Origin of the sequence: Rhodococcus sp. HNM0563 (assembly GCF_012726195.1) — a bacterium.
In the GTDB taxonomy this organism is placed as follows: Bacteria; Actinomycetota; Actinomycetes; order Mycobacteriales; family Mycobacteriaceae; genus Rhodococcus.
The window spans coordinates 203,071-222,680 of record NZ_JAASAF010000002.1 but is presented as its reverse complement, the minus strand read 5'-3'; the positions used below and the strand labels follow the sequence as shown (position 1 = coordinate 222,680).

Below are 19,610 nucleotides of genomic sequence, written 5' to 3'. Positions count from 1 at the left end.
TTCGGACGCCGCCACTGTAGTCGTTTCCTCGTGGGTCGGCCACATGCGCATTCCGGGCATGTGGCCGGACGCCATAATTGTGATGTGAATCACTCTCTTGGTGAAAGTTGAGTGGAACAAACTCAACTTTGGGGTCGTTGAATCGATCGAGTGCCCGCGGACCCGAGTCTGCGGGTACAGAATTGATACAGACTCACTCGAGAACGGAAGGAGCCCGTAGTGGACTCGTTCAACCCCACGACGAAAACCCAGGCGGCGTTGACGGCGGCACTGCAGTCGGCATCCGCTGCGGGCAACCCGGACATCCGGCCCGCTCACCTGCTCGTCGCGCTGCTCGACCAGACCGACGGAATCGCAGGCCCGCTACTCAAAGCGGTCGGCGTCGACCCAGCCCAGATCAGGGGCGAGGCCCACGACCTCGTCGACAAACTGCCCACCGCGACCGGCGCGACCACCACACCGCAACTCGGCCGCGAAGCGATCGCTGCGCTGTCCGTCGCGCAGAAACTCGCCACCGAACTCACCGACGAATTCGTCTCCACCGAGCACGTTCTCGTCGGCCTCGCGAGCGGCGACTCCGACATCGCCCGGCTCCTCACAGGCAAGGGCGCGACCCCGGAGGCATTGCGCGACGCGTTCACGACGGTGCGCGGCACCGGACGCGTCACCAGCGCCGACCCGGAAGGAACCTTCCAGGCTCTCGAGAAGTACTCGACCGACCTGACCGCGCGTGCCCGCGAAGGCAAGCTCGATCCGGTCATCGGTCGCGACAACGAGATCCGTCGTGTCGTTCAGGTCCTGTCGCGTCGTACCAAGAACAACCCCGTGCTCATCGGTGAACCAGGCGTAGGCAAGACCGCCATCGTCGAAGGCCTCGCCCAGCGTGTCGTCGCGGGCGATGTTCCCGAGTCGCTCCGCGGCAAGACCGTCATCTCGCTCGATCTCGGTTCGATGGTCGCGGGCGCAAAGTACCGCGGGGAGTTCGAGGAACGACTCAAGGCAGTACTCGACGAAATCAAGGAATCCGCCGGGCAGATCATCACGTTCATCGACGAACTGCACACCATCGTCGGCGCAGGCGCGACCGGCGAGTCCGCAATGGACGCAGGCAACATGATCAAGCCCATGCTCGCGCGCGGTGAACTCCGACTGGTCGGAGCCACCACTCTCGACGAGTACCGCAAGTACATCGAGAAGGATGCCGCCCTCGAACGCCGCTTCCAGCAGGTCCTCGTCGGTGAGCCGAGCGTCGAGGACACTGTCGGTATCCTGCGCGGACTCAAGGAGCGCTACGAGGTGCACCACGGTGTGCGCATCACCGACTCCGCGCTGGTGTCCGCCGCGACCCTGTCCGACCGCTACATCACGTCGCGGTTCCTCCCCGACAAGGCCATCGACCTCGTCGACGAGGCGGCGTCGCGGCTGCGGATGGAGATCGACTCGCGTCCCGAGGAAATCGACACCGTCGAACGTATCGTCCGTCGCCTCGAGATCGAGGAGATGGCGTTGCAGAAGGAAACCGACGCTGCGTCGAAGGAACGACTCGACAAGCTGCGCGGTGAACTCGCCGACGAACGCGAGAAGCTCAATCAGCTCACCGCGCGCTGGCAGAACGAGAAGACCGCCATCGACTCCGTCCGTGAGGTCAAGGAACAACTCGAAGCGCTACGCGGTGAAGAGGAACGCGCCGAACGCGACGGCGACCTCGGCAAGGCCGCCGAGCTGCGCTACGGCCGCATCCCCGAACTGGAGAAGAAGCTCGAGTCCGCAGCGCAGGCATCGGGGGCGGCGTCCGACGGCGATGTGATGCTCAAGGAGGAAGTCGGCCCGGACGACGTCGCAGAGGTCGTCGCTGCATGGACCGGCATCCCCGCCGGCCGCATGCTCGAAGGCGAGACCGAGAAGCTTCTGCGGATGGAAGACGAGATCGGCCACCGCGTGGTCGGTCAGGCCGAGGCCGTGCAGGCCGTCTCGGATGCGGTCCGCCGCGCAAGGGCCGGTGTCGCCGACCCGAACCGTCCCACCGGATCGTTCCTGTTCCTCGGACCCACCGGCGTCGGCAAGACCGAGCTGGCCAAGGCCCTCGCAGACTTCTTGTTCGACGACGAACGCGCCATGGTGCGGATCGACATGTCGGAGTACAGCGAGAAGCACAGCGTTGCGCGTCTGGTAGGCGCACCTCCCGGCTATGTCGGCTACGACGCGGGCGGTCAGCTCACCGAAGCTGTGCGTCGTCGTCCGTACACGGTGGTGCTGTTCGACGAGGTCGAGAAGGCACACCCCGACGTATTCGACACGCTGTTGCAGGTGCTCGACGACGGGCGCCTGACCGACGGTCAGGGCCGCACGGTCGACTTCCGTAACACCATCCTGATCCTCACCTCGAACCTCGGTGCGGGTGGGGACAAGGACCAGGTGATGGCGGCGGTGCGGATGGCGTTCAAGCCGGAGTTCATCAACCGGCTCGACGACGTCGTGATCTTCGATCCGCTGTCGGAAGAGCAGCTCGAGAAGATCGTCGACATCCAGATCGACCAGTTGGCGAAGCGCCTCGAGGCACGCCGGCTCACGCTCGACGTCGACGGAGCGGCACGGATGTGGCTCGCGGTCCGCGGCTACGATCCGCAGTACGGTGCGCGTCCGCTGCGCCGGCTCATCCAGCAGGCGATCGGCGACCAGCTCGCCAAGAAGCTGCTGGCGGGGGAGGTCCGCGACGGCGACACCGTGAAGGTCGGCGTCACCGACAACGCCGACGGTCTGGTTCTCGGCGTCTGACACCAGTGCGGGGACGGTCCCGGTGGCAACAGCCACCGGGACCGTCCCCGTATCGGTACCTTGGGAAATGCCATGACGAATCCGAACGATCCGCGCACACCGCAGGAACGTGCCTATCCGCACGACGAGCCGGGTGACGACGAGACGCGCGTACTGCACACCGACGACCCGACCGAGGCGTATGGGCAACCGGTGACACACCCGACCCTGGTGTATCCGCAGTACGACCCGCGCTTCGATTCGGCGGCGCCCCCACCGAACCCCACTCAGCAGCTCGGTGCACCGCTGGGGCAGTACGCGCAGGGCGGGCCACCGACCGCGCAGTATCCGACGGCCCAGTACCCGACAGCCGACTTCTCACAGACGCAGTATGTGCAGGGGCAACACCCACAGGCCGGTCACCCCGGCGGTGGATATCAACCGCCCGGCGCACCCCCGCCCGGATACGGGCCGCAGGCCGAGCCCGAGAAGTCCCCTCGCGGTCCGCGCTGGGGGCTGGTGGCTCTCGCCGCAGTTGTCCTCATCGTGCTCGGGGGGATCGTCGGCTTCCTCCTGAGCGGAGGCGACGACGAGCCCGACACCGTCGCCACCGGCCCGACCACGACCCGAACGATGCCACCCGCACCGACGACGACACCGCCACCGGCCACCGAGCCGGACGGAGCGCCGGCGCTACCGCTGGATCAGCTTCCCGGCGGACTCGGTGAAGCCCTCGGGACCACCGGCGCCGTCGTGGGCTCGATCACGGCCAACGACGGCACGAGCATCACTCTCAGCGGTATCGGCGGGTCGCTCACCACGGTGTTGTTCACGCCGGAAACCCAGATCATCACGTTGAGGGGGTCATCTCCGGAGGCGCTCGAGATCGGCGCGACGGTGGTCGCGACAGGCAGTCCCGTAGAGAACGGACAGATGACGGCCGAGACCGTCATCAGCGCGTCGCTCCCGTCGTTCGGCAGCCCGGGCAACTGAAGACGCTAGGCTGATCGCGATGACATTCATGTGGTTCGGTCTGGCGGCGATCGCGCTTCTCGGCGCGCTCGCGCTCCTGTACGTCGACCGCACGCGGAGGGAACAGTCCGGGCGTGTGCGGGAGATCTGGGCGCGTGCCCAGGGGTACAAGTACACCGACTCCGACGAGCGGCTGCCTTCCAACTGGCATCGCGCGGCGTTGGCCAAGCAGGAGTACCTGGGCGCGATAGACGTCGTGCGCGGGGTGCGCCGGGGTGAAGATTTCATCCTGTTCGACATCGAGGAAACCGCCACCATCGTCGCGGTACGCCGCAAGGTCGGTTCCGACGTCGACATCGATCTGCGGCTCAAGTCGACGCCACCGCCCAAGGATTCCGACATGAATCTGCTCGGGTCGATCGGCCCGCGTATCGTGTTCTCCACCGACCTCGAGATCGCCCGTCGCGTGTGCGACCAGCGAATGGTTTCGTTCACCCAGGCGATCCCGGAGCACGTCCAGATGTTGTGGAGTGAGGGTCCGTGGACCCTCGGCTCGATCCCGGTCGGAAGCAACGGGCGCGAATGGGATGCGGCGATCGAGACCGTGGCGCGCCTGTCGGGCATCTTGCATGTTCTCCCGCCCGTGGTCGACCCCGATGATGTCGATCGCACCTTCCATGACCCGGGGCGCCCCTCCGCGCAACGCTAGTCCCCGCTCGTCAGGTCACGGTACGGACACGCCCCGGATGACACGCCGGATCCTTCGTCGTGCGAACTGATCGGGGTCTGTACATTTCACGCCGTGACACCTGTGGCTCTGGTGATAGTTGTGGCAGTGGTGGCCGTTGTGCTGCTCTGGATACGGCTGGGGATGCGCCGGTTGCGGACGCTTCGCACCCGACGCCGAGACGGCCTGAATCTGCTCCTGAACGAACTCGACGATCGCTACGACCTGATTCCCGCGCTTATCGCGGCATCAGCGGGCGCCGGCGTCGAACGCAGCCGCATCAGCCCGGTGGTGGGAGCACGCTCCCTCGCCATCGCGATGCGCGATCAACGCCTCGATCTTCCCGAACGTGCGGCCACCGAGAACGCGCTCTCGGCCGCGTTGCACGAACTCATCGGAGTCCTCGACGGTGTCAACCACTGGCCGTTCATCCGGGTCGCCCGCGAACTGCACACTCGCGAGCAGCGCATTGCAGGGGCAGTCCGTGTCCACAACGATCTCGCGAACAAGCTCAACTCCCAGGTGTCGAGCTTCCCGACATCGCTTTACGCGACGCTGGCCGGCGTGCGACCGGTCGCAGTCTTCGAGGTACCGGCCGGTCTGGTAACCGATACTTCGACCGAGGTTCCGGTGCCCGAGGAGCGGCCCGACATGCGGCAGTCCACCACTGTCGAAAGCGACGACAAGGACTCGGGGACCGTCGCCGCCTGAGGACGCACCGACAGCGACTAGGCTCGTTCGCGCCGGTTCCGCCACCGGCGGTGGACGAGACGACGGTGAGGAAGTGCAAATGAGCGACCGCGACGAACTGAGTGCACTGGTACGTGAGCTGGCAGTGGTGCACGGCAAGGTGACGTTGTCGTCGGGCAAGGAAGCCGACTACTACGTCGATCTGCGTCGGGCGACCCTGCATCATCGTGCAGCTCCGCTCATCGGCTCACTTCTGCGCGACCTCGTCTCCGACTGGGATTTCGACGCGGTCGGAGGGCTCACCATGGGCGCCGACCCGGTCGCGATGGCCGTCATGCACGCGCCCGGACGTCCCATCGACGCGTTCGTCGTCCGTAAAGCAGCCAAGGCGCACGGCATGCAGCGTCAGATCGAAGGTCCCGACGTCGTGGGCAAGCGAGTGCTCGTCGTCGAGGACACGACCACCACCGGGAACTCGCCGCTCACCGCAGTCAAGGCACTGCGCGACGCGGGCGCGATCGTCGTGGGTGTGGCAACGGTCGTCGACCGCGCCACCGGAGCCGACGAGGTCATCGCGGCGGAAGGCGTCGAATACCGGTCGTTGCTCGGCCTCTCCGACCTGGGCCTCGACAACTCCTGACACCGTGAACCAACGGATGCGGCAGACCGTCACGCACCTTGCGGACGGTCGCGAACTGATCTTCTTCGACGACACCGAACCGTATGTCGGGGGATCGGTCACCCGTGCCGCGCACGACCGTCGCGAACTCCCGACGGTCGTGGCGGCGTCGGAGGTCCGCATCGACCCACTCACCGGAGACCCGGTGACCTTCGCCGCGCACCGCATGGAACGCACATTCCTGCCCTCCGTCGCGGATTGCCCACTCTGCCCGACCCGCCCGGGCGCCTCCACCGAAATTCCTGCGGACAACTACGACGTCGCAGTCTTCGAGAACCGTTTCCCCGCGTTCTCCTCGGGCGATGGCCCGGCGGGCGGCCGCTGCGAAGTGGTCGCCTTCACCGCAGACCACGATGCCCGCTTCGCGGACCTGACCGCGACACGGGCCCGCACCGTCATCGACGTCCTCGCGTCGCGCACGGCGACGTTGTCGTCGCTGCCGGGGGTGGCCCAGGTGTTCTGCTTCGAGAACCGCGGCGTCGAAATCGGTGTGACACTGGAACATCCGCACGGTCAGATCTACGCCTACCCGTTTCTCCCGCCGCGCACGCGGACGCTGCTCGCCCGCGCCCGCGACCACCACGAACGAACCGGCAGGTTGCTCCAGCGCGACATCCTCGACACCGAACGACGCGCCGCGACCCGCATCGTGTGGTCGGGCGAATGGTGGACCGCGTACGTTCCCGAGGCGGCGCGATGGCCGATCGAGGTACACCTCGCGCCGCATCGCGACGTCCCCGATCTCACCGCACTCGTCGACGCCGAACGCGACGAACTCGCACTGGCCTACCGCGATCTGCTCGGGCGCATCGACCGGTTCTTCGACGGTCTCGACCGCGTTCCGTACATCGCGGCATGGCATCAGGCGCCTGCCGGGGACGGACGCGAGTACGGGCGGTTGTTCTGCCAGATCTTCTCGCTGCGTCGTGCACGCGACAAGCTCAAGTACCTGGCAGCTTCGGAATCGGCCATGGGCGCGTGGATCAGCGACACGACCCCCGAACTCATCGCCGAACGACTGCGTGCGCTCGCACCGTGATGTCGCCCCATGGAGCGGTGTGCGACGAGGCGGCGCGTACGTTCGCGACGGAGTTCGTCGGCGACCCGGACGGCATCTGGTGTGCGCCCGGTCGCGTGAACCTGATCGGTGAGCACGTCGACTACGCCGGCGGATTGTGCCTCCCGATGGCTATTCCCCAGGTCACGGCCGCTGCGGTGCGCCGTCGCGCCGATGGACGGCTGCGCCTGTACAGTCCCGGGTTCGCCGTCGTGGACGTGGAGCACGGCGACCGCGTCGACGGATGGGGTGCGTACGTCGCCGGTGTGATCCGGTCACTCGATCCACCCGGTTTCCACGGGGCGGACATCGCGATCGCGTCGGAAGTCCCAGTGGGGGCGGGCCTGTCGTCGTCCGCTGCGCTCGAGGGGGCTGTGGCGCTGGCGCTTGCCGACCTGTGCGGACTTCCCGTAGACGACGACGGACGCGATGCCCTCGCGCGTGCGTGTGTACGTGCGGAGAACGACTATGTGGGGGCGCCGACCGGCGGCATGGATCAGCAGATCGCGCTGAGAGGCAGGGCGGGCCACGCGTTGCTCCTCGACTGCACCGACGGGCACGTCGAACACATCCCCGTCGACACCGCTGCTGCAGGCCTCACGGTGCTGGTCGTCGATACCGGGACGGGGCACCGCCTGGTCGACGGTCAGTACGGTTCACGGCGAGCCGCCGTCGAGGAAGCGGCCGGATTGCTGGGTAGGCCACTGCGCGAAGTGGAATCCGTATCTGCACTCGATGACGCGATGTTGCAGCGCCGCGCGCGACACGTGGTCACCGAGATCGCACGTGTCCGTACCGCCGCGGATGCACTGCGCTCCGGTCGCGTACGCGATCTCGGCCCTCTGTTCGACGCGTCGCATCGGTCTCTGCGCGACGATTTCGAGGTCAGCTGCGCCGAACTCGACAGCGCCGTCGACGCTGCGACTGCGGCAGGTGCGCTCGGCGCGCGTATGGTAGGGGGAGGCTTCGGGGGATCGGCAATTGCGTTGTGCGAGAACGACGACGTGCAGAGGATCCAAATGTCGGTGACCGCGGCGGCCGCGGCCCGGGGTTTTCCGTCGCCGGTGTTCCTGCGCGCCACACCGTCCGATGGTGCGCGCCGCTGTTGATGCGCAACCCGGGTACTGTGCGCGCATGGGCTGGTTCACTCGGAACAGATGGGGCATCGAGCACGCCGTGTTCGTGGCCGCGAGCGCGGCGACGGTGGTCGGCGGAGTGCTGGGCAATGAAGCGGTGCAGAAAGCTGCAAAGCCGCTGATTGCGCCGTCGCTGGCCGTCCGGGTGCTGCGGCGCTCTCGCGATCTTGACCGCGCCGACACCGCGTTGCTCCTCGCAGGTCTCACTGCCGCGACCGTGGGCGACGTGTTCATGATCGACCCCGACGACGACAGCCGGATCCTGCGCGGTGCAGGCTCTTTCGCGGTGATGCAGACGTCGTACTCGACGGTGCTCGCCCGGCACGGTGCTCGCCCGACCCGCACCGCGGTGCTACAGCGTGTGCCCGCGGTGCTGGGAGCCGCCGGCCTGCTCGGATGGCGGAGTCGCTCGGTGGCAGTGCCGCTCACCGCGTACGGCACCGTGCTTGCGACCACCGCGACACTTGCTGCCGACCCATCCCTCGCGCCCGGTGCGAAGACCTCCGGCGGGCTCGTGTTTCCGAGCGCCGACCGGCGCAGTTGGCTCGGGCTCGGCGGGCTGGTCTTCACCTTGTCCGACGGCACCATCGTCGAGCGGCGGACCCTGCTGAGAGGGAAGTCCGCGCGGGCGGCGGCGGAAGGTTTCGTACTCGCCACCTACGCGGGTGCGCAGTTGCTCCTGATCGAGGGGATGCTCGCGCTCGCCCGACGCAGGTGACCAGTCAGGGGAAGATCAGGATCCTGGTGCGGTCGTCGGGGTCGACGAGCACCGAGACCACCCGGCCGGCCGTCAGCCGCGGCAGGTCGCGGTGTTCGGCCTCGAACACCACCTTGCCGCTGTACGGCTCGGATCCGGGCACCATCAGATCCAAATCCAGCTCGGTTCGCTGCACATGGCCGATCACAGAGCCGAGTGGGGTGGCTGAGCGGATCGTCGCCCAGCCTTCGAGGCCGTCGCGTTCGATCTTCCGGTCTTCGCGGGTGGTGCGATCGGCGATCAACATGCCCGCGCCGAGCACCGCGCCGTACAAGCAGACCAGGAACATCACCTGGAATCCTTCGGTGCCCTCGGCGGAGTTCGGGTAGAAGAGGTTCAGCCAGAGCGAGAGCAGAATCAGGTATCCGGTCGTGATGAATGCGACCGTGCGCAGGATGCGCGTGTGCTTCATGGCTCCTCCGTCTCCCAGACTAGCGCGTGTCTGCGCTCCGACCGCCGATCGATAGAGTGGCACTTTCTGTGTTCGTCGGAGGGAACGGTGTGAAGGTGCGTGTGTCGTCCGCTGCGGTTGTGTTGGGTGCTGTACTTGTGCTGAGCGGGTGCGGGGGATCCGGAGACGAACCGGATGCCGCAGCTCGGGAAACCGCCACCACACCCGCAACCTCGAGCGTGACTGCTGCACCGACCACGACCGAAGCGACCACGACGGAGGCCGTCACGGAAGCGCCGGCCACCGAGCTCCCGCCTGCGGAGACAACGACCGAGCCGGCTCCCGAAGTGCCGCCGACGCTGGAGGCCGTTGCGTTCGAGCAGGGCGAGTCCTACTACTTCACGACCCCCGACGGCGCATTCGCATGCGGCATCGTGCAGCTCCCCGGACGTACCGAAGCCGGTTGTGAAGGCGTCACGGACCCGGTGCCGCCGCAGCCCGAGAGCTGCGTCGTCAACTGGGGCCACGGGATGCGCGTCGTCGACAGCGGTCCCGGTGAATTCCTGTGCTCGGGCGGGCCTGTCTACCTGCCCGTCGAAGGATCTGCGGAGGTCCTGCCCGTGGGATCGCCGCTCTCGCAGCTCGGTTACACGTGCGAGACCACCGAGGCCGACGTGACCTGCACCAACGACAGCACCGGGCACGGATTCACCATGGCATCCGGTTCGAACGAGACGTTCTGACGGTGGCAGTTCACGAAAGACCGGATCAGGAGCAGGACCCGCTCACTGTTGCCGGACCCACCGAGTGGGGGGAACACCCGCACGGTATGGGGCCGTGGACCGACGAGTTCGACACGCTCCCACCCACCGACCCGAAGTACGACCCGGAACTGCTCGAACACGGAGACCGGCGCAACGTCGTCGACGCCTACCGGTACTGGACGCGCGACGCAATCGTCGCTGACATCGACACCCGTAGGCATCCGTTGCATGTGGCGATCGAGAACTTCGCGCACGACGCCAACATCGGCACCGTGGTGCGGACCGCCAACGCGTTCGCGGCCGCCGCTGTCCATATCGTGGGGCGCAGGCGGTGGAACCGCCGCGGGGCGATGGTCACCGATCGCTATCAGCATCTGCACCATCACCCCGACGTCGATGCGCTCATCGACTGGGCCGCCGAGCACGATCTGACCATCGTCGCAGTCGACAACACCCCCGGTTCCGTGCCGCTGGAGACGGCTGTGTTGCCCCGCAACTGCCTGCTGTTGTTCGGGCAGGAAGGCCCGGGCGTGACCGAGCGCGCGCGCGAGGTGGCGACCATGACGGTGTCGATCGCACAGTTCGGTTCGACCCGCTCCATCAATGCCGGTGTCGCGGCAGGAATCGCCATGCACGCCTGGATCGCCCAACACGCCGACCTCGACCGCGCCTGGTAGTCATCCGGCCCGGTAGTAACACCAACTCGGACTGCACGGATGTATGAGCGCGGGCCGTGTGGCCACGCCGCTGTCGTGGGACGAGGATGATTACTGCATGCCAGAAATGTGGACGGGCCGGGCGGACGCAGCCGAAGCTGCCGTGGTGGCCAGGCACGTGCGTCGATTGTGGGGTCTACCCGGCACCGAACTCGGTGTCGTCGGCTGGCCGGCGACGCGGCGCGAGCGCATCTTCGGATCGTGGCATTACTGGTGGCAGGCACACCTGATCGACCTCGCCGTCGATGCAGCAGAGCGGCACGCGAAGGCCGGCGACGGTACCCAGCGCGGCCGGCGCCGAGTCGTGCAGCTGAGCCGCAGCCACCGCATTCGCAACATCACAGGCTGGACCAACAACTATTTCGACGACATGGCCTGGCTCGGTCTGGCTCTCGACCGCGCCGGGCGGCACCTGCGCGTCGACCACGGCGCTGCGATCACTGCCCTCGTCGGTGAACTGTACGACGCGTGGCAACCCGAGCGCGGGGGTGGTATCCCGTGGCGCCGCGGAGACGACTTCTTCAACGCCCCCGCGAACGGTCCGGCAGCGCTGTTACTCGCGCGCTCGGGCAAGCTGGAACGCGCGCAAGAGATGGCCGATTGGATCCACGAGCGTCTCGTCGATCCGGACAGCGGACTCGTCCTCGACGGAATCCGCCACGGTGTGCTCGAACGCGCCGTCTACTCGTACTGCCAAGGCGTGGTGCTCGGAGTCGAAACCGAACTCGCGACCCGATGCGACGATCCGCGTCATCGCGCACGGGTCCATGCCCTCGTTGGTGCTGTCGACGACGAACTCACCGAACGCAGCATCGTCACAGGTGGTGGGGGCGGCGACGGAGGTCTGTTCAACGGCATCCTCGTGCGTTATCTCGCAATGGTCGCGACCACCTTGCCGGTGCAGGACTCCGACGACGTGCGCGCGCGAGCTACAGCGCGTCGCATCGTGCTGGCCTCGGCAGATGCTGCGTGGGAGAACCGCCTGCAGATCGAAGGCCTGCCGCTGTTCGGAAGTGACTGGTCCCGGCCCGCGAAACTGCCGGGTGCGTCGGGCACAGTCGCGCAGTTCGCTGGAGGCACCGTGCGCTCATCATCGATCGCAGAACGCGACCTGTCGGTGCAACTCGGTGGCTGGATGTTGATGGAAGCCGCGAACGCGGTTGTCGCGTCTCCCTGAGCTACGGCTCTCCCTGAACTACGGCGTCATCGCCGAGTGTCGGGGTCCGAACCGAGCGACGGGATCGGCGTGGTCGGTGCCGAGGTCTGTGCCGCAGACCGGGTCGGGATCGGGGTGGTCGGCGTGTGATCGGTGCTGGACAGCGCAGCGGCAGAGTTGTCCTGCCCCGACGCGGTTTCTTCCGCAGAGGCGGTTTCTTCTGCAGTGGTGCCCTCGCCGGCGTTCTTGCGCGACGCGAGGAAACGCTTGCCGACCTCGTTGATGATCGGGAGCACCGACACGAACACGATGAGCAGGAAGATGATGTCGACGTTGTCGGCGATGAACGAGATCTGTCCGAGAAGGTAGCCCAGCAGTGTCACGCCCGCACCCCACACGATGCCGCCGATGACGTTGTAGGTGATGAACACGCGATACGGCATCTTCGCCGCACCCGCGACGAGCGGCGCGTAGGTGCGGACGATAGGAACGAACCGGGCGAGGAAGATCATTGCGGGACCGTGGCGCAGGAAGAACCGGTGGGATTCGTCGAGGTACTTCTTCTTGAACAGCTTCGCGTCGTCGTCCTTGAACAGCTTTGCGCCGCCCTTGGTACCGATGAAGTAGCCCACCTGATCACCGAGGATCGCCGCGATCGGGATCGTCACCATCAGCACCCACAATGGTGCGAAAGGCTCGACCTCCGTCGATTTCGATGCGGCGATCAGGCCCGCGGTGAACAGCAGAGAATCGCCGGGAAGCAGCGGAAACAGCAGACCGGACTCGATGAACACCACCAGCAGGAGCCCGAGGAGCATCCAGGTGCCGAACGAGTTCAGCAGATTCACCGGGTCGAGGAAGCCCGGCAGCAGGGCCAAATTGGTCGCGGATTCCGAGGCTTCAAGCAAATTCACGATGCCCAGAGTACCGGCGCATCAGAGGGTGCTCGAATCGCCGCGGCCTCGGGAGAGCGGCCCGAGTATCTAAACGCCGTGGCTATTGACATACTGCAGGGACGTTAAGAGCACCTGCTTCACCCGAGCGGGTAGCCGAGCCACTCTCACCTGGAGGACAGCCGCTGTGCCTATCGCGACTCCCGAGGTCTACGCCGAGATGATTGCCCGCGCCAAGGAACACTCCTTCGCGTTCCCGGCCATCAACTGCACCTCGTCCGAAACCATCAATGCCGCTATCAAGGGCTTCGCGGACGCCGGTAGCGATGGCATCATCCAGTTCTCGACCGGTGGCGCAGAGTTCGGCTCGGGCCTCGGTGTCAAGGACATGGTGACCGGCGCGGTCGCGCTTGCCGAGTTCGCGCATGTCGTCGCTGAGAAGTACGACGTCACGATCGCTCTGCACACCGACCACTGCCCCAAGGACAAGCTCGACGGCTTCGTCCGCCCGCTCATCGCGATCTCCAAGGAACGCGTCGACGCAGGCAAGAACCCCCTGTTCCAGTCGCACATGTGGGACGGCTCCGCCATCCCGATCGACGAGAACCTCGAGATCGCTCAGCAGCTGCTTGCTGACGCTGTGGCCGCCAAGATCATCCTCGAGATCGAGATCGGCGTGGTCGGCGGCGAAGAGGACGGCGTCGAGAACGCCATCAACGACAAGCTCTACACCACCGTCGAGGACTTCGAGAAGACCGTCGACGCGCTGGGCGCAGGGGAGAAGGGTCAGTACCTCCTCGCCGCGACCTTCGGCAACGTGCACGGCGTATACAAGCCGGGCAACGTCAAGCTCAAGCCGGGCGTTCTCGCCGAAGGACAGCAGGCCGCATCGAAGAAGCTGGGACTCAAGGACGGCTCGAAGCCGTTCGACCTCGTCTTCCACGGCGGTTCGGGCTCGCTGAAGTCGGAGATCGACGAGGCCCTGAGCTACGGCGTCGTGAAGATGAACGTCGACACCGACACCCAGTACGCGTTCACCCGCCCGATCGCGGCACACATGTTCAGCAACTACGACGGTGTGCTCAAGGTCGATGGCGAGGTCGGAAACAAGAAGGTCTACGACCCGCGCAGCTACCTGAAGAAGGCCGAGGCGTCGATGACCGCTCGCGTGGTCGAGGCGTGCAACGACCTCAAGTCCGCGGGACGCTCGGTGTCCGCCAAGTAGGTATCAGGATCGACGAAGGGCGCCGGCTCGAGCCGGCGCCCTTCGTCCTTGCGAGAGTCTGCGCAGCTATTCGCTGCACACCTTCCATTCTTCCCCCTGGAGCGCGAGGTCGAAGGTGCGTGCCGTGACGTCGGACGGATCGCCCATCGGGTGAGCTGTGACCTCCACGATCGCGGTGTCGTCGGTGATCTGCACCTTGTCGATACTCGACACGACCGGCACAGAGCCCTGTTCCACAGCCAGCGTGTGAATGCTGTCGAACTCCTCGGGAGCGACCGTCGCGTAGAACTCAGCGAGCCCGCCGCACGTCGATGACTGCAATGTTGCAAGGTCGCCTGCACTCAGTGCCTGCACGAACTCGTCGACGCTGGCGCGAATGTGCGACTCGGGGGAATTGCTCTCCCGGTACTGCAGGAACGCGATGACGGCGACGACGGCGATCACCACGGCAGCGGCTACACCGGCGAGGACCAGCCAACCCGCGCGTTTCTTTCGAGGTGACGGGGGGATCCGGGTAGGGGCAGGCGTGGGCTGGAACGGCGCAGGCTCCGCACGCGGTGCCTCGGGCACACGCGGCACGATGCGCTGCGGCTCCGCTTTCGGGGCGTGGCTCCTGACCGGGATCTGAGTCGTCGGTGCTTCGGACGGATCTGCTGCGGGTGGCTCGGGCTGCTTACCGTCGTCGGGCTGTTCGCCGTCGCCGGGCTGCTCGGCTTTCTCGACGATCGGCATGGCGACGGTCTTTGCGTCGGCAGGGTCGGGGGTCTTCTCGACGATCGGCATGGCGACCGTCTCGGACTCGGCCGGATCCGGGTCGGAGGGTTCGTCGGCTCTTGCGCCGGGGTCCTGCTCGTTGTCGTCGGGCCGGGAATCTTCCGGAGCTGCGGCTGCGTCGTCATCCGGTGAGGATTCGGTCTCCTCCGACGGGGTGCCTGAGGGAGCGGTGTCCGCGTCGTCCTCGATCTGGTCGTCGGGCGCTGCAGCGCCGTCCGTCTCGTCATCGGAGGCCTTCTCGTCTTCCGCCTCGGTGTCCTTCCCTTGCGGGTCGACGGCTTTCTCCGAGGCGACGACGTCGTCGGGCGTGTCGGCCGGCCCGTTGTCCGCGACCTCGCCTGCTGACGATTCCGTCGAGTCTTCGGTCGGGTCTTCGTTCTTCGGGTCCGGCACTCGCTGCACCTCGTTCGGATGATGGGTGATTATGTGGGGAGCTTATCCAGGCTCGACGGTGGAGGGGCAGAATGGGCGCCATGACCTCATTCGGTGATCTGCTCGGACCCCAGCCCACTCTCCTCCCCGGTGACGACGAAGCGGAATCTGATCTGCTCGATCACAAGGAGCCGGCGAAGGTCGCGGCCGAGCATCCGACCGCCTCGATCGCGTGGGCGTACCTCGCGGAGGCAGCACTCGACTCCGGCGAGACGATCACCGCCTACGCCTATGCCCGCACCGGCTACCACCGGGGTCTCGACCAGCTGCGGCGCAACGGGTGGAAGGGCTTCGGCCCCGTGCCTTACAGCCATGAACCCAACCGCGGGTTCCTGCGCTGCGTCGCCGTGCTCGCCAAGGCAGCGAAGGCGATCGGCGAAACGGACGAGCATGCTCGGTGCCTCGATCTGCTCGAGGACTGTGACCCCCGCGCGGCGGAGGAACTTGGCGTCGAATAGGTCGTTACCCACCCGCGACGACTTCCGCACGAAATTGCGGAAGTCGTCGCTGCGACTGCGCTCATCCGCGCTGCCGATCGTGCAGTGCGCGCTCGCTGCCGGCATCGCCTGGTGGGTTGCGACCACACTGATCGGTCACCCGCAGCCGTTCTTCGCGCCGATCGCCGCTGTGGTATCCCTGGGGTTGTCCTTGGGTGCTCGGCTGCGCCGCTCCGTCGAGCTCGTGTGCGGTGTGACCGTCGGAATCGGTGTCGGGGACCTCCTCGTCTCGTTGATCGGCAGTGGTCCCTGGCAGATCGCTCTGGTCGTGGCGATCGCCATGGCCTCTGCGGTGGCGCTCAACAGCGGGCCGATCTTCTCGATGCAGGCAGGCAATTCGGCTGTCCTGGTGGCGACGCTGATACCCCCCGGCGGCACGGGCGGCATCGACCGGATGACCGACGCTCTCGTCGGCGGCCTGGTCGGCATCGCAGTGGTAGCGCTGATCCCCACTCATCCGGTGCGGCGAGCAAGGAAGAACGCCGCAGACATTCTCGAGACCGCCGCCGAGGTTCTGCGGAAGGTCGAGACCGGCCTCGTCGAGAACAATCCGAAGCCCATCGAAGCTGCCCTGCGGCAAGCCCGCGACACGCAATCCGCGATCGACTCCATGCGCAGCAACCTCCAGGGCGGTCACGAGATCAGTCGGATTTCCCCGCTCTATTGGAACAGTCGGCCGCGGCTTGCACGGTTGACCGCTGCCGCCGACCCGATCGACAATGCGATGCGCAATATCCGTGTCCTCGCGCGTCGGTCGCTGACCCTGGTCCGTGACGACGAGATTCTCGATTCCCGGCTCGTCGTCATCGTCGAAGAACTCGCCGACGCGGTCGAAGTGCTGCGCGAGATGGTGCTTGCCGAACCCGGCGATCAACCTGACGCCGCCGAGGCAGCGCGTGTGCTGCGCAGTGTGGCACGGAAGATGAGGCCGGAACTGATCGAGGGGGCCGGTGTGTCGGCGACGGTGGTGTTCGCGCAGATCCGCTCTCTGCTCGTCGACCTGTTGCGGGCATCAGGGCTCAAGCGCATCTCGGCACTCGCAACGTTGCCGCCCACGGTCGAGAAGCCCGCTTACCCGCCGGAGGACTGAGATCGGCCCCGGTGCGGCCGGTTCTTCCCGCGACCATCGCTGTTTCGGACACCCGTTGCAACCGGTGTGCGAAGCAGGAACGGTCGCGGGAACTGTGGGTGATCCTGACGTAGGGACGTAGCGGTTGTACACATGCGCATTTATGCATACGATGGCCCGGACCTGAAAGGGAGGGCCATGAGTTCGGGGCATGGACATTCACACGGCATCGGCCAGGGCCATGGGCAGGGCGCAGGACCGTCGGGTCGCACCATCCGCAGGATGGGTATCTCTCTCGCCGTTCTCGGTGTGTTCCTGCTGCTCGAAGCGGGCGTCGGACTGTGGATCGGATCGCTTGCGCTCCTCGCGGATGCCGGGCACATGCTCACCGACGTCGTCGGCGTATCGATGGGCATGGTGGCCCTGGTACTCGCCCGTCGCGGCAGCGCGGCGGCGGCCCGCACGTTCGGCTGGCACCGGGCCGAAGTCCTCACCGCGATGGCCAACGCGATCCTGTTGCTCGGCGTCGCGGCATGGGTGATGTACGAGGCGATCAACCGCATCGGCGACACCCCCGAAATCCCCGGCGCCCCGCTCATTCTCACCGCGCTGGCCGGGCTCGCCGCGAACATCGTCGTGATGCTGCTGTTGCGCGCCGACGCCAAGGGCAGTCTCGCTGTACGCGGGGCGTACATGGAGGTGCTCGCCGACGCACTCGGTTCCGTCGGGGTCCTGGTCGCGGGTGTGCTCGTCCTGGCGTTCGGGTGGAGTTTCGCCGACGTCGTCGTCGGTGTGCTGATCTCCCTGTGGGTAGTGCCGCGTGCGGTGCGACTGGCGGCAGAATCGCTTCGCATCCTGACGCAGGCGTCGCCGAGTCATCTCGACGTCGACGCGGTGCGCGCCGATCTCGCTGCGCTGCCCGGAGTGTCCGGCGTTCACGATCTGCACGTGTGGACACTGACCACGGGTATGGACGTGGCGACCGTGCACCTGGTGAGCGACCACGACGCGAACTGGGTGCTCGACTCGGCGCGCACCACGTTGTCGTCGCACGGACTCGATCACGCGACCGTGCAGGTGGAGCGGACGATCGACGGACGCAAGTGCGAGGAGGACGTGACGTGGTGAGGTTCAGCCCATCCGCACGGTCCAGCGCTCGCCACGGCCGTTGAGCCGCGTCACACTCAGCGGACGGATATCGACCCTCCAGAACGCCGAGGCCGGCGCTCCGAGTGCGTGCACCACCGCTGCCTTGATGGTCGCTGGATGCGTGACGGCCCCGATTCGCTCGGGTGACTCGTCGAAGGTGTCCAGCCACGCACCGACGCGCGCGATCAGGTCGACGACCGACTCGCCGCCGTGCGGAGCGGACATGGGATCGGTCAGCCACGCTGCCAGTTCGCCTTCCGCGACGCTGCCCATCTGCACGGCCGACCACTTCGCGTAGTCGAGGTCGCGCAGTGCGGGTTCGACGGTCGCCGACCAGCCCAGAGCTGCTGCGGTGTCCACGGCGCGGACCTCCGGGGCCGTGATCGTGCGATCGACGACCGGCGGCGTGGCACGGTCGAGTTCACGTCGTCCGCGCTCGGAGAGCGGATCGTCGGCCGGGAATCGCACATGCTGTTGCGCAGGGGTGGAGGCGTGGGAGATCAGGAACAGGCGGGGCACGGGCCCAGTGTCCCTCGAGGTGCAGTGTCCCTCGCAGTGCAGTGTTTTCCGCTTGACACCGACTGACCTGCGGTGCCAAAGTTCGTCGGTACGCATGTGCCGAGGTGCAGGGAATCCGGTGAGAATCCGGGACGGTCGCGCCACTGTAGACCTGGGATCACAGATCTCGGGAAGTCAGAAAACTCCCACGGCACGTGACCTTTCGGATGGGACGCGCAATCCCAGGAGGTTGTCATGGCGGTAGTTCATACACCCGACGACTCACTCGGCTCGGCTGATTCACTCGGCTCGGCCGGGCTCGCTGTAATAGTGGCCGCAACGGTGATCCTCGCTTTCGTCGTGCTGTATCTGGTCGGATTCGATCAGGGAGCGATATCCCGTACCGGCATGTTCATGCACGAACTCATGCACGACGGCCGGCATCTACTGGGCCTCCCGTGTCACTGAGCGACACTCGGCCGACGTCGCCGGGCGGGCAGGCGACCCTGTCCGGAAGTTTCGTCCAGTTGTTGCTGCGTGGCCTCCTCGCCGGCCTGCTCGCGGGTCTGCTCGCCGGTGCGGTGGCATTCGTCGTCGGCGAACCCCACATCGATTCCGCCATTGCGATCGAAGAAGCCGCAGGTGAAGCGGCCGACCATGACCACGGTGGCACCGCAGTCGTCGAGGAGGGAGCGCACAGCCACGGCGACGACGCGGAAGTGAGCCGCGCAGGCCAGAAGGCCGGACTGTTCCTTGCGACCAGCCTTGCCGGCCTCGCGCTCGGTGCGCTGTACGCGTCGGTGCTGCACTTCGCTCGCCGCCACACCGATTTGCCTGGCTGGAAGCTGGCGCTGACCGGTGCGGGTGCCGCGTGGCTGGCGATCGAAGCCGTTCCGTTCTTCAAGTACCCGGCGAACCCACCGGCGGTGGGCGATCCCGACACCATCGACGAGCGCACGCTGTGGTGGCTCGCCGCAGTCGTGCTCGGCCTGGTCGCCATCGCGGTGGCGGTTGCGGTCGCGAAGGCCCTCTCGAACCAGGATCTGCACACCGTCCGCATCGTCGGACCGCTGATCGCGTTCCTCGTAGTGGTGGGCCTGGGTTACCTCGTCATGCCGACCATCGACGAAGTGAGTGACGACTTCCCGGCGAGCCTGCTGTGGCAGTTCCGTGTCGCCTCGTTCACCGTGCAGGTCACCCTGTGGGCGGCGCTCGGGCTCATCTTCGCGTTTCTCAGCGAACGTGCGGCACGCGTTCGGGCTGTGGCCTGACGA

At 66.6% G+C, this 19,610-nt stretch carries 20 protein-coding genes, 1 pseudogene and 1 riboswitch; of the genes and pseudogenes, 17 read left to right on the top strand and 4 right to left on the bottom strand.

The window, feature by feature from the left end:
• The first annotated feature begins 219 nt into the window (after positions 1–219).
• From clpB to HCA61_RS04895, 8 genes are all read left to right on the top strand, one after another.
• Complete coding sequence (clpB, locus tag HCA61_RS04930; RefSeq protein ID WP_169687060.1) at positions 220–2,775, top strand: ATP-dependent chaperone ClpB; 2,556 nt, start codon at positions 220–222, stop codon at positions 2,773–2,775.
• Positions 2,776–2,847: 72 nt separating this feature from the next.
• Positions 2,848–3,747: a hypothetical protein gene (locus HCA61_RS04925; RefSeq protein WP_169687059.1), complete on the top strand. Its 900-nt coding sequence runs from the start codon at positions 2,848–2,850 to the stop codon at positions 3,745–3,747.
• 28 nt (positions 3,748–3,775) lie between these two features.
• Complete coding sequence (locus tag HCA61_RS04920) at positions 3,776–4,435, top strand: hypothetical protein (RefSeq protein ID WP_169687445.1); 660 nt, start codon at positions 3,776–3,778, stop codon at positions 4,433–4,435.
• A gap of 93 nt (positions 4,436–4,528) precedes the next feature.
• Positions 4,529–5,164, top strand: a complete 636-nt coding sequence (locus HCA61_RS04915; protein WP_247273193.1) for a LemA family protein — start codon at positions 4,529–4,531, stop codon at positions 5,162–5,164.
• Positions 5,165–5,243: 79 nt separating this feature from the next.
• On the top strand, positions 5,244–5,783 hold the full coding sequence (gene pyrE, locus HCA61_RS04910; protein ID WP_169687058.1) for an orotate phosphoribosyltransferase: 540 nt from the start codon (positions 5,244–5,246) through the stop codon (positions 5,781–5,783).
• A gap of 16 nt (positions 5,784–5,799) precedes the next feature.
• A complete protein-coding gene (gene galT / locus HCA61_RS04905) occupies positions 5,800–6,861 on the top strand; it encodes a galactose-1-phosphate uridylyltransferase (protein ID WP_169687057.1) in 1,062 nt (353 codons plus the stop codon).
• Entirely contained in the window at positions 6,861–7,988 is a 1,128-nt protein-coding gene (galK, locus tag HCA61_RS04900) for a galactokinase (RefSeq protein WP_169687443.1), read from the top strand. Before galT ends, galK begins: the two co-directional genes overlap by 1 nt.
• Before the next feature lie 25 nt (positions 7,989–8,013).
• A complete protein-coding gene (locus HCA61_RS04895) occupies positions 8,014–8,733 on the top strand; it encodes a lysoplasmalogenase family protein (RefSeq protein WP_169687056.1) in 720 nt (239 codons plus the stop codon).
• 4 nt (positions 8,734–8,737) lie between these two features.
• Here the strand turns inward: HCA61_RS04895 and HCA61_RS04890 are convergent, their stop codons facing one another.
• Positions 8,738–9,184 carry a hypothetical protein gene (locus HCA61_RS04890; RefSeq protein ID WP_169687055.1) on the bottom strand — a complete coding sequence of 149 codons (447 nt, stop codon included), beginning with the start codon at positions 9,182–9,184 and terminating at the stop codon, positions 8,738–8,740.
• 101 nt (positions 9,185–9,285) lie between these two features.
• Here HCA61_RS04890 and HCA61_RS04885 point away from each other — a divergent pair, with 101 nt between their 5' ends.
• The 3 genes from HCA61_RS04885 to HCA61_RS04875 all read left to right on the top strand — a co-directional run bounded on the left by HCA61_RS04885 (position 9,286) and on the right by HCA61_RS04875 (position 11,820).
• A complete protein-coding gene (locus HCA61_RS04885) occupies positions 9,286–9,906 on the top strand; it encodes a hypothetical protein (protein ID WP_169687442.1) in 621 nt (206 codons plus the stop codon).
• Positions 9,907–9,992: 86 nt separating this feature from the next.
• Positions 9,993–10,604 (top strand): TrmH family RNA methyltransferase, encoded by a 612-nt coding sequence (locus tag HCA61_RS04880; RefSeq protein ID WP_169687441.1) that lies wholly within the window; start codon positions 9,993–9,995, stop codon positions 10,602–10,604.
• A gap of 97 nt (positions 10,605–10,701) precedes the next feature.
• The gene (locus HCA61_RS04875; RefSeq protein ID WP_169687054.1) at positions 10,702–11,820 is read left to right on the top strand and encodes a glycoside hydrolase family 76 protein; all 1,119 of its coding nucleotides are present in this window, start codon (positions 10,702–10,704) and stop codon (positions 11,818–11,820) included.
• A 224-nt stretch (positions 11,821–12,044) separates the two neighbouring features.
• Here HCA61_RS04875 and HCA61_RS04870 read toward each other — a convergent pair.
• A pseudogene (locus tag HCA61_RS04870) lies at positions 12,045–12,713 on the bottom strand (VTT domain-containing protein); the annotation flags it as partial.
• Positions 12,714–12,879: 166 nt separating this feature from the next.
• On the opposite strand from HCA61_RS04870, the gene fbaA reads away from it, so the two are divergent.
• Positions 12,880–13,917, top strand: coding sequence for a class II fructose-bisphosphate aldolase (fbaA, locus tag HCA61_RS04865; protein WP_169687053.1), 1,038 nt, complete (start codon positions 12,880–12,882; stop codon positions 13,915–13,917).
• Positions 13,918–13,983: 66 nt separating this feature from the next.
• On the opposite strand, the gene HCA61_RS04860 is transcribed toward fbaA, so the two are convergent.
• The gene (locus HCA61_RS04860; protein ID WP_206039670.1) at positions 13,984–15,084 is read right to left on the bottom strand and encodes a hypothetical protein; all 1,101 of its coding nucleotides are present in this window, start codon (positions 15,082–15,084) and stop codon (positions 13,984–13,986) included.
• An 80-nt stretch (positions 15,085–15,164) separates the two neighbouring features.
• Between HCA61_RS04860 and HCA61_RS04855 the strand changes: the two genes are divergently transcribed.
• From HCA61_RS04855 to HCA61_RS04845, 3 genes are all read left to right on the top strand, one after another.
• Positions 15,165–15,581, top strand: a complete 417-nt coding sequence (locus HCA61_RS04855) for a DUF3151 domain-containing protein (protein WP_169687052.1) — start codon at positions 15,165–15,167, stop codon at positions 15,579–15,581.
• Positions 15,568–16,710 carry an FUSC family protein gene (locus tag HCA61_RS04850; RefSeq protein ID WP_240958954.1) on the top strand — a complete coding sequence of 381 codons (1,143 nt, stop codon included), beginning with the start codon at positions 15,568–15,570 and terminating at the stop codon, positions 16,708–16,710. The genes HCA61_RS04855 and HCA61_RS04850 overlap by 14 nt, the downstream gene beginning before the upstream one ends.
• A 177-nt stretch (positions 16,711–16,887) precedes the next feature.
• On the top strand, positions 16,888–17,817 hold the full coding sequence (locus tag HCA61_RS04845; RefSeq protein WP_169687050.1) for a cation diffusion facilitator family transporter: 930 nt from the start codon (positions 16,888–16,890) through the stop codon (positions 17,815–17,817).
• Between the two features lie 3 nt (positions 17,818–17,820).
• Here the strand turns inward: HCA61_RS04845 and HCA61_RS04840 are convergent, their stop codons facing one another.
• Complete coding sequence (locus HCA61_RS04840; RefSeq protein WP_169687049.1) at positions 17,821–18,357, bottom strand: histidine phosphatase family protein; 537 nt, start codon at positions 18,355–18,357, stop codon at positions 17,821–17,823.
• 69 nt (positions 18,358–18,426) lie between these two features.
• Positions 18,427–18,561: riboswitch (cobalamin riboswitch) on the top strand.
• A gap of 30 nt (positions 18,562–18,591) precedes the next feature.
• On the opposite strand from HCA61_RS04840, the gene HCA61_RS04835 reads away from it, so the two are divergent.
• Together HCA61_RS04835 and HCA61_RS04830 are read left to right on the top strand one after the other, a co-directional pair.
• The gene (locus tag HCA61_RS04835) at positions 18,592–18,804 is read left to right on the top strand and encodes a CbtB domain-containing protein (RefSeq protein WP_169687048.1); all 213 of its coding nucleotides are present in this window, start codon (positions 18,592–18,594) and stop codon (positions 18,802–18,804) included.
• A 38-nt stretch (positions 18,805–18,842) separates the two neighbouring features.
• Positions 18,843–19,607 carry a CbtA family protein gene (locus HCA61_RS04830; protein WP_169687439.1) on the top strand — a complete coding sequence of 255 codons (765 nt, stop codon included), beginning with the start codon at positions 18,843–18,845 and terminating at the stop codon, positions 19,605–19,607.
• The last annotated feature ends 3 nt before the right edge of the window (positions 19,608–19,610 follow it).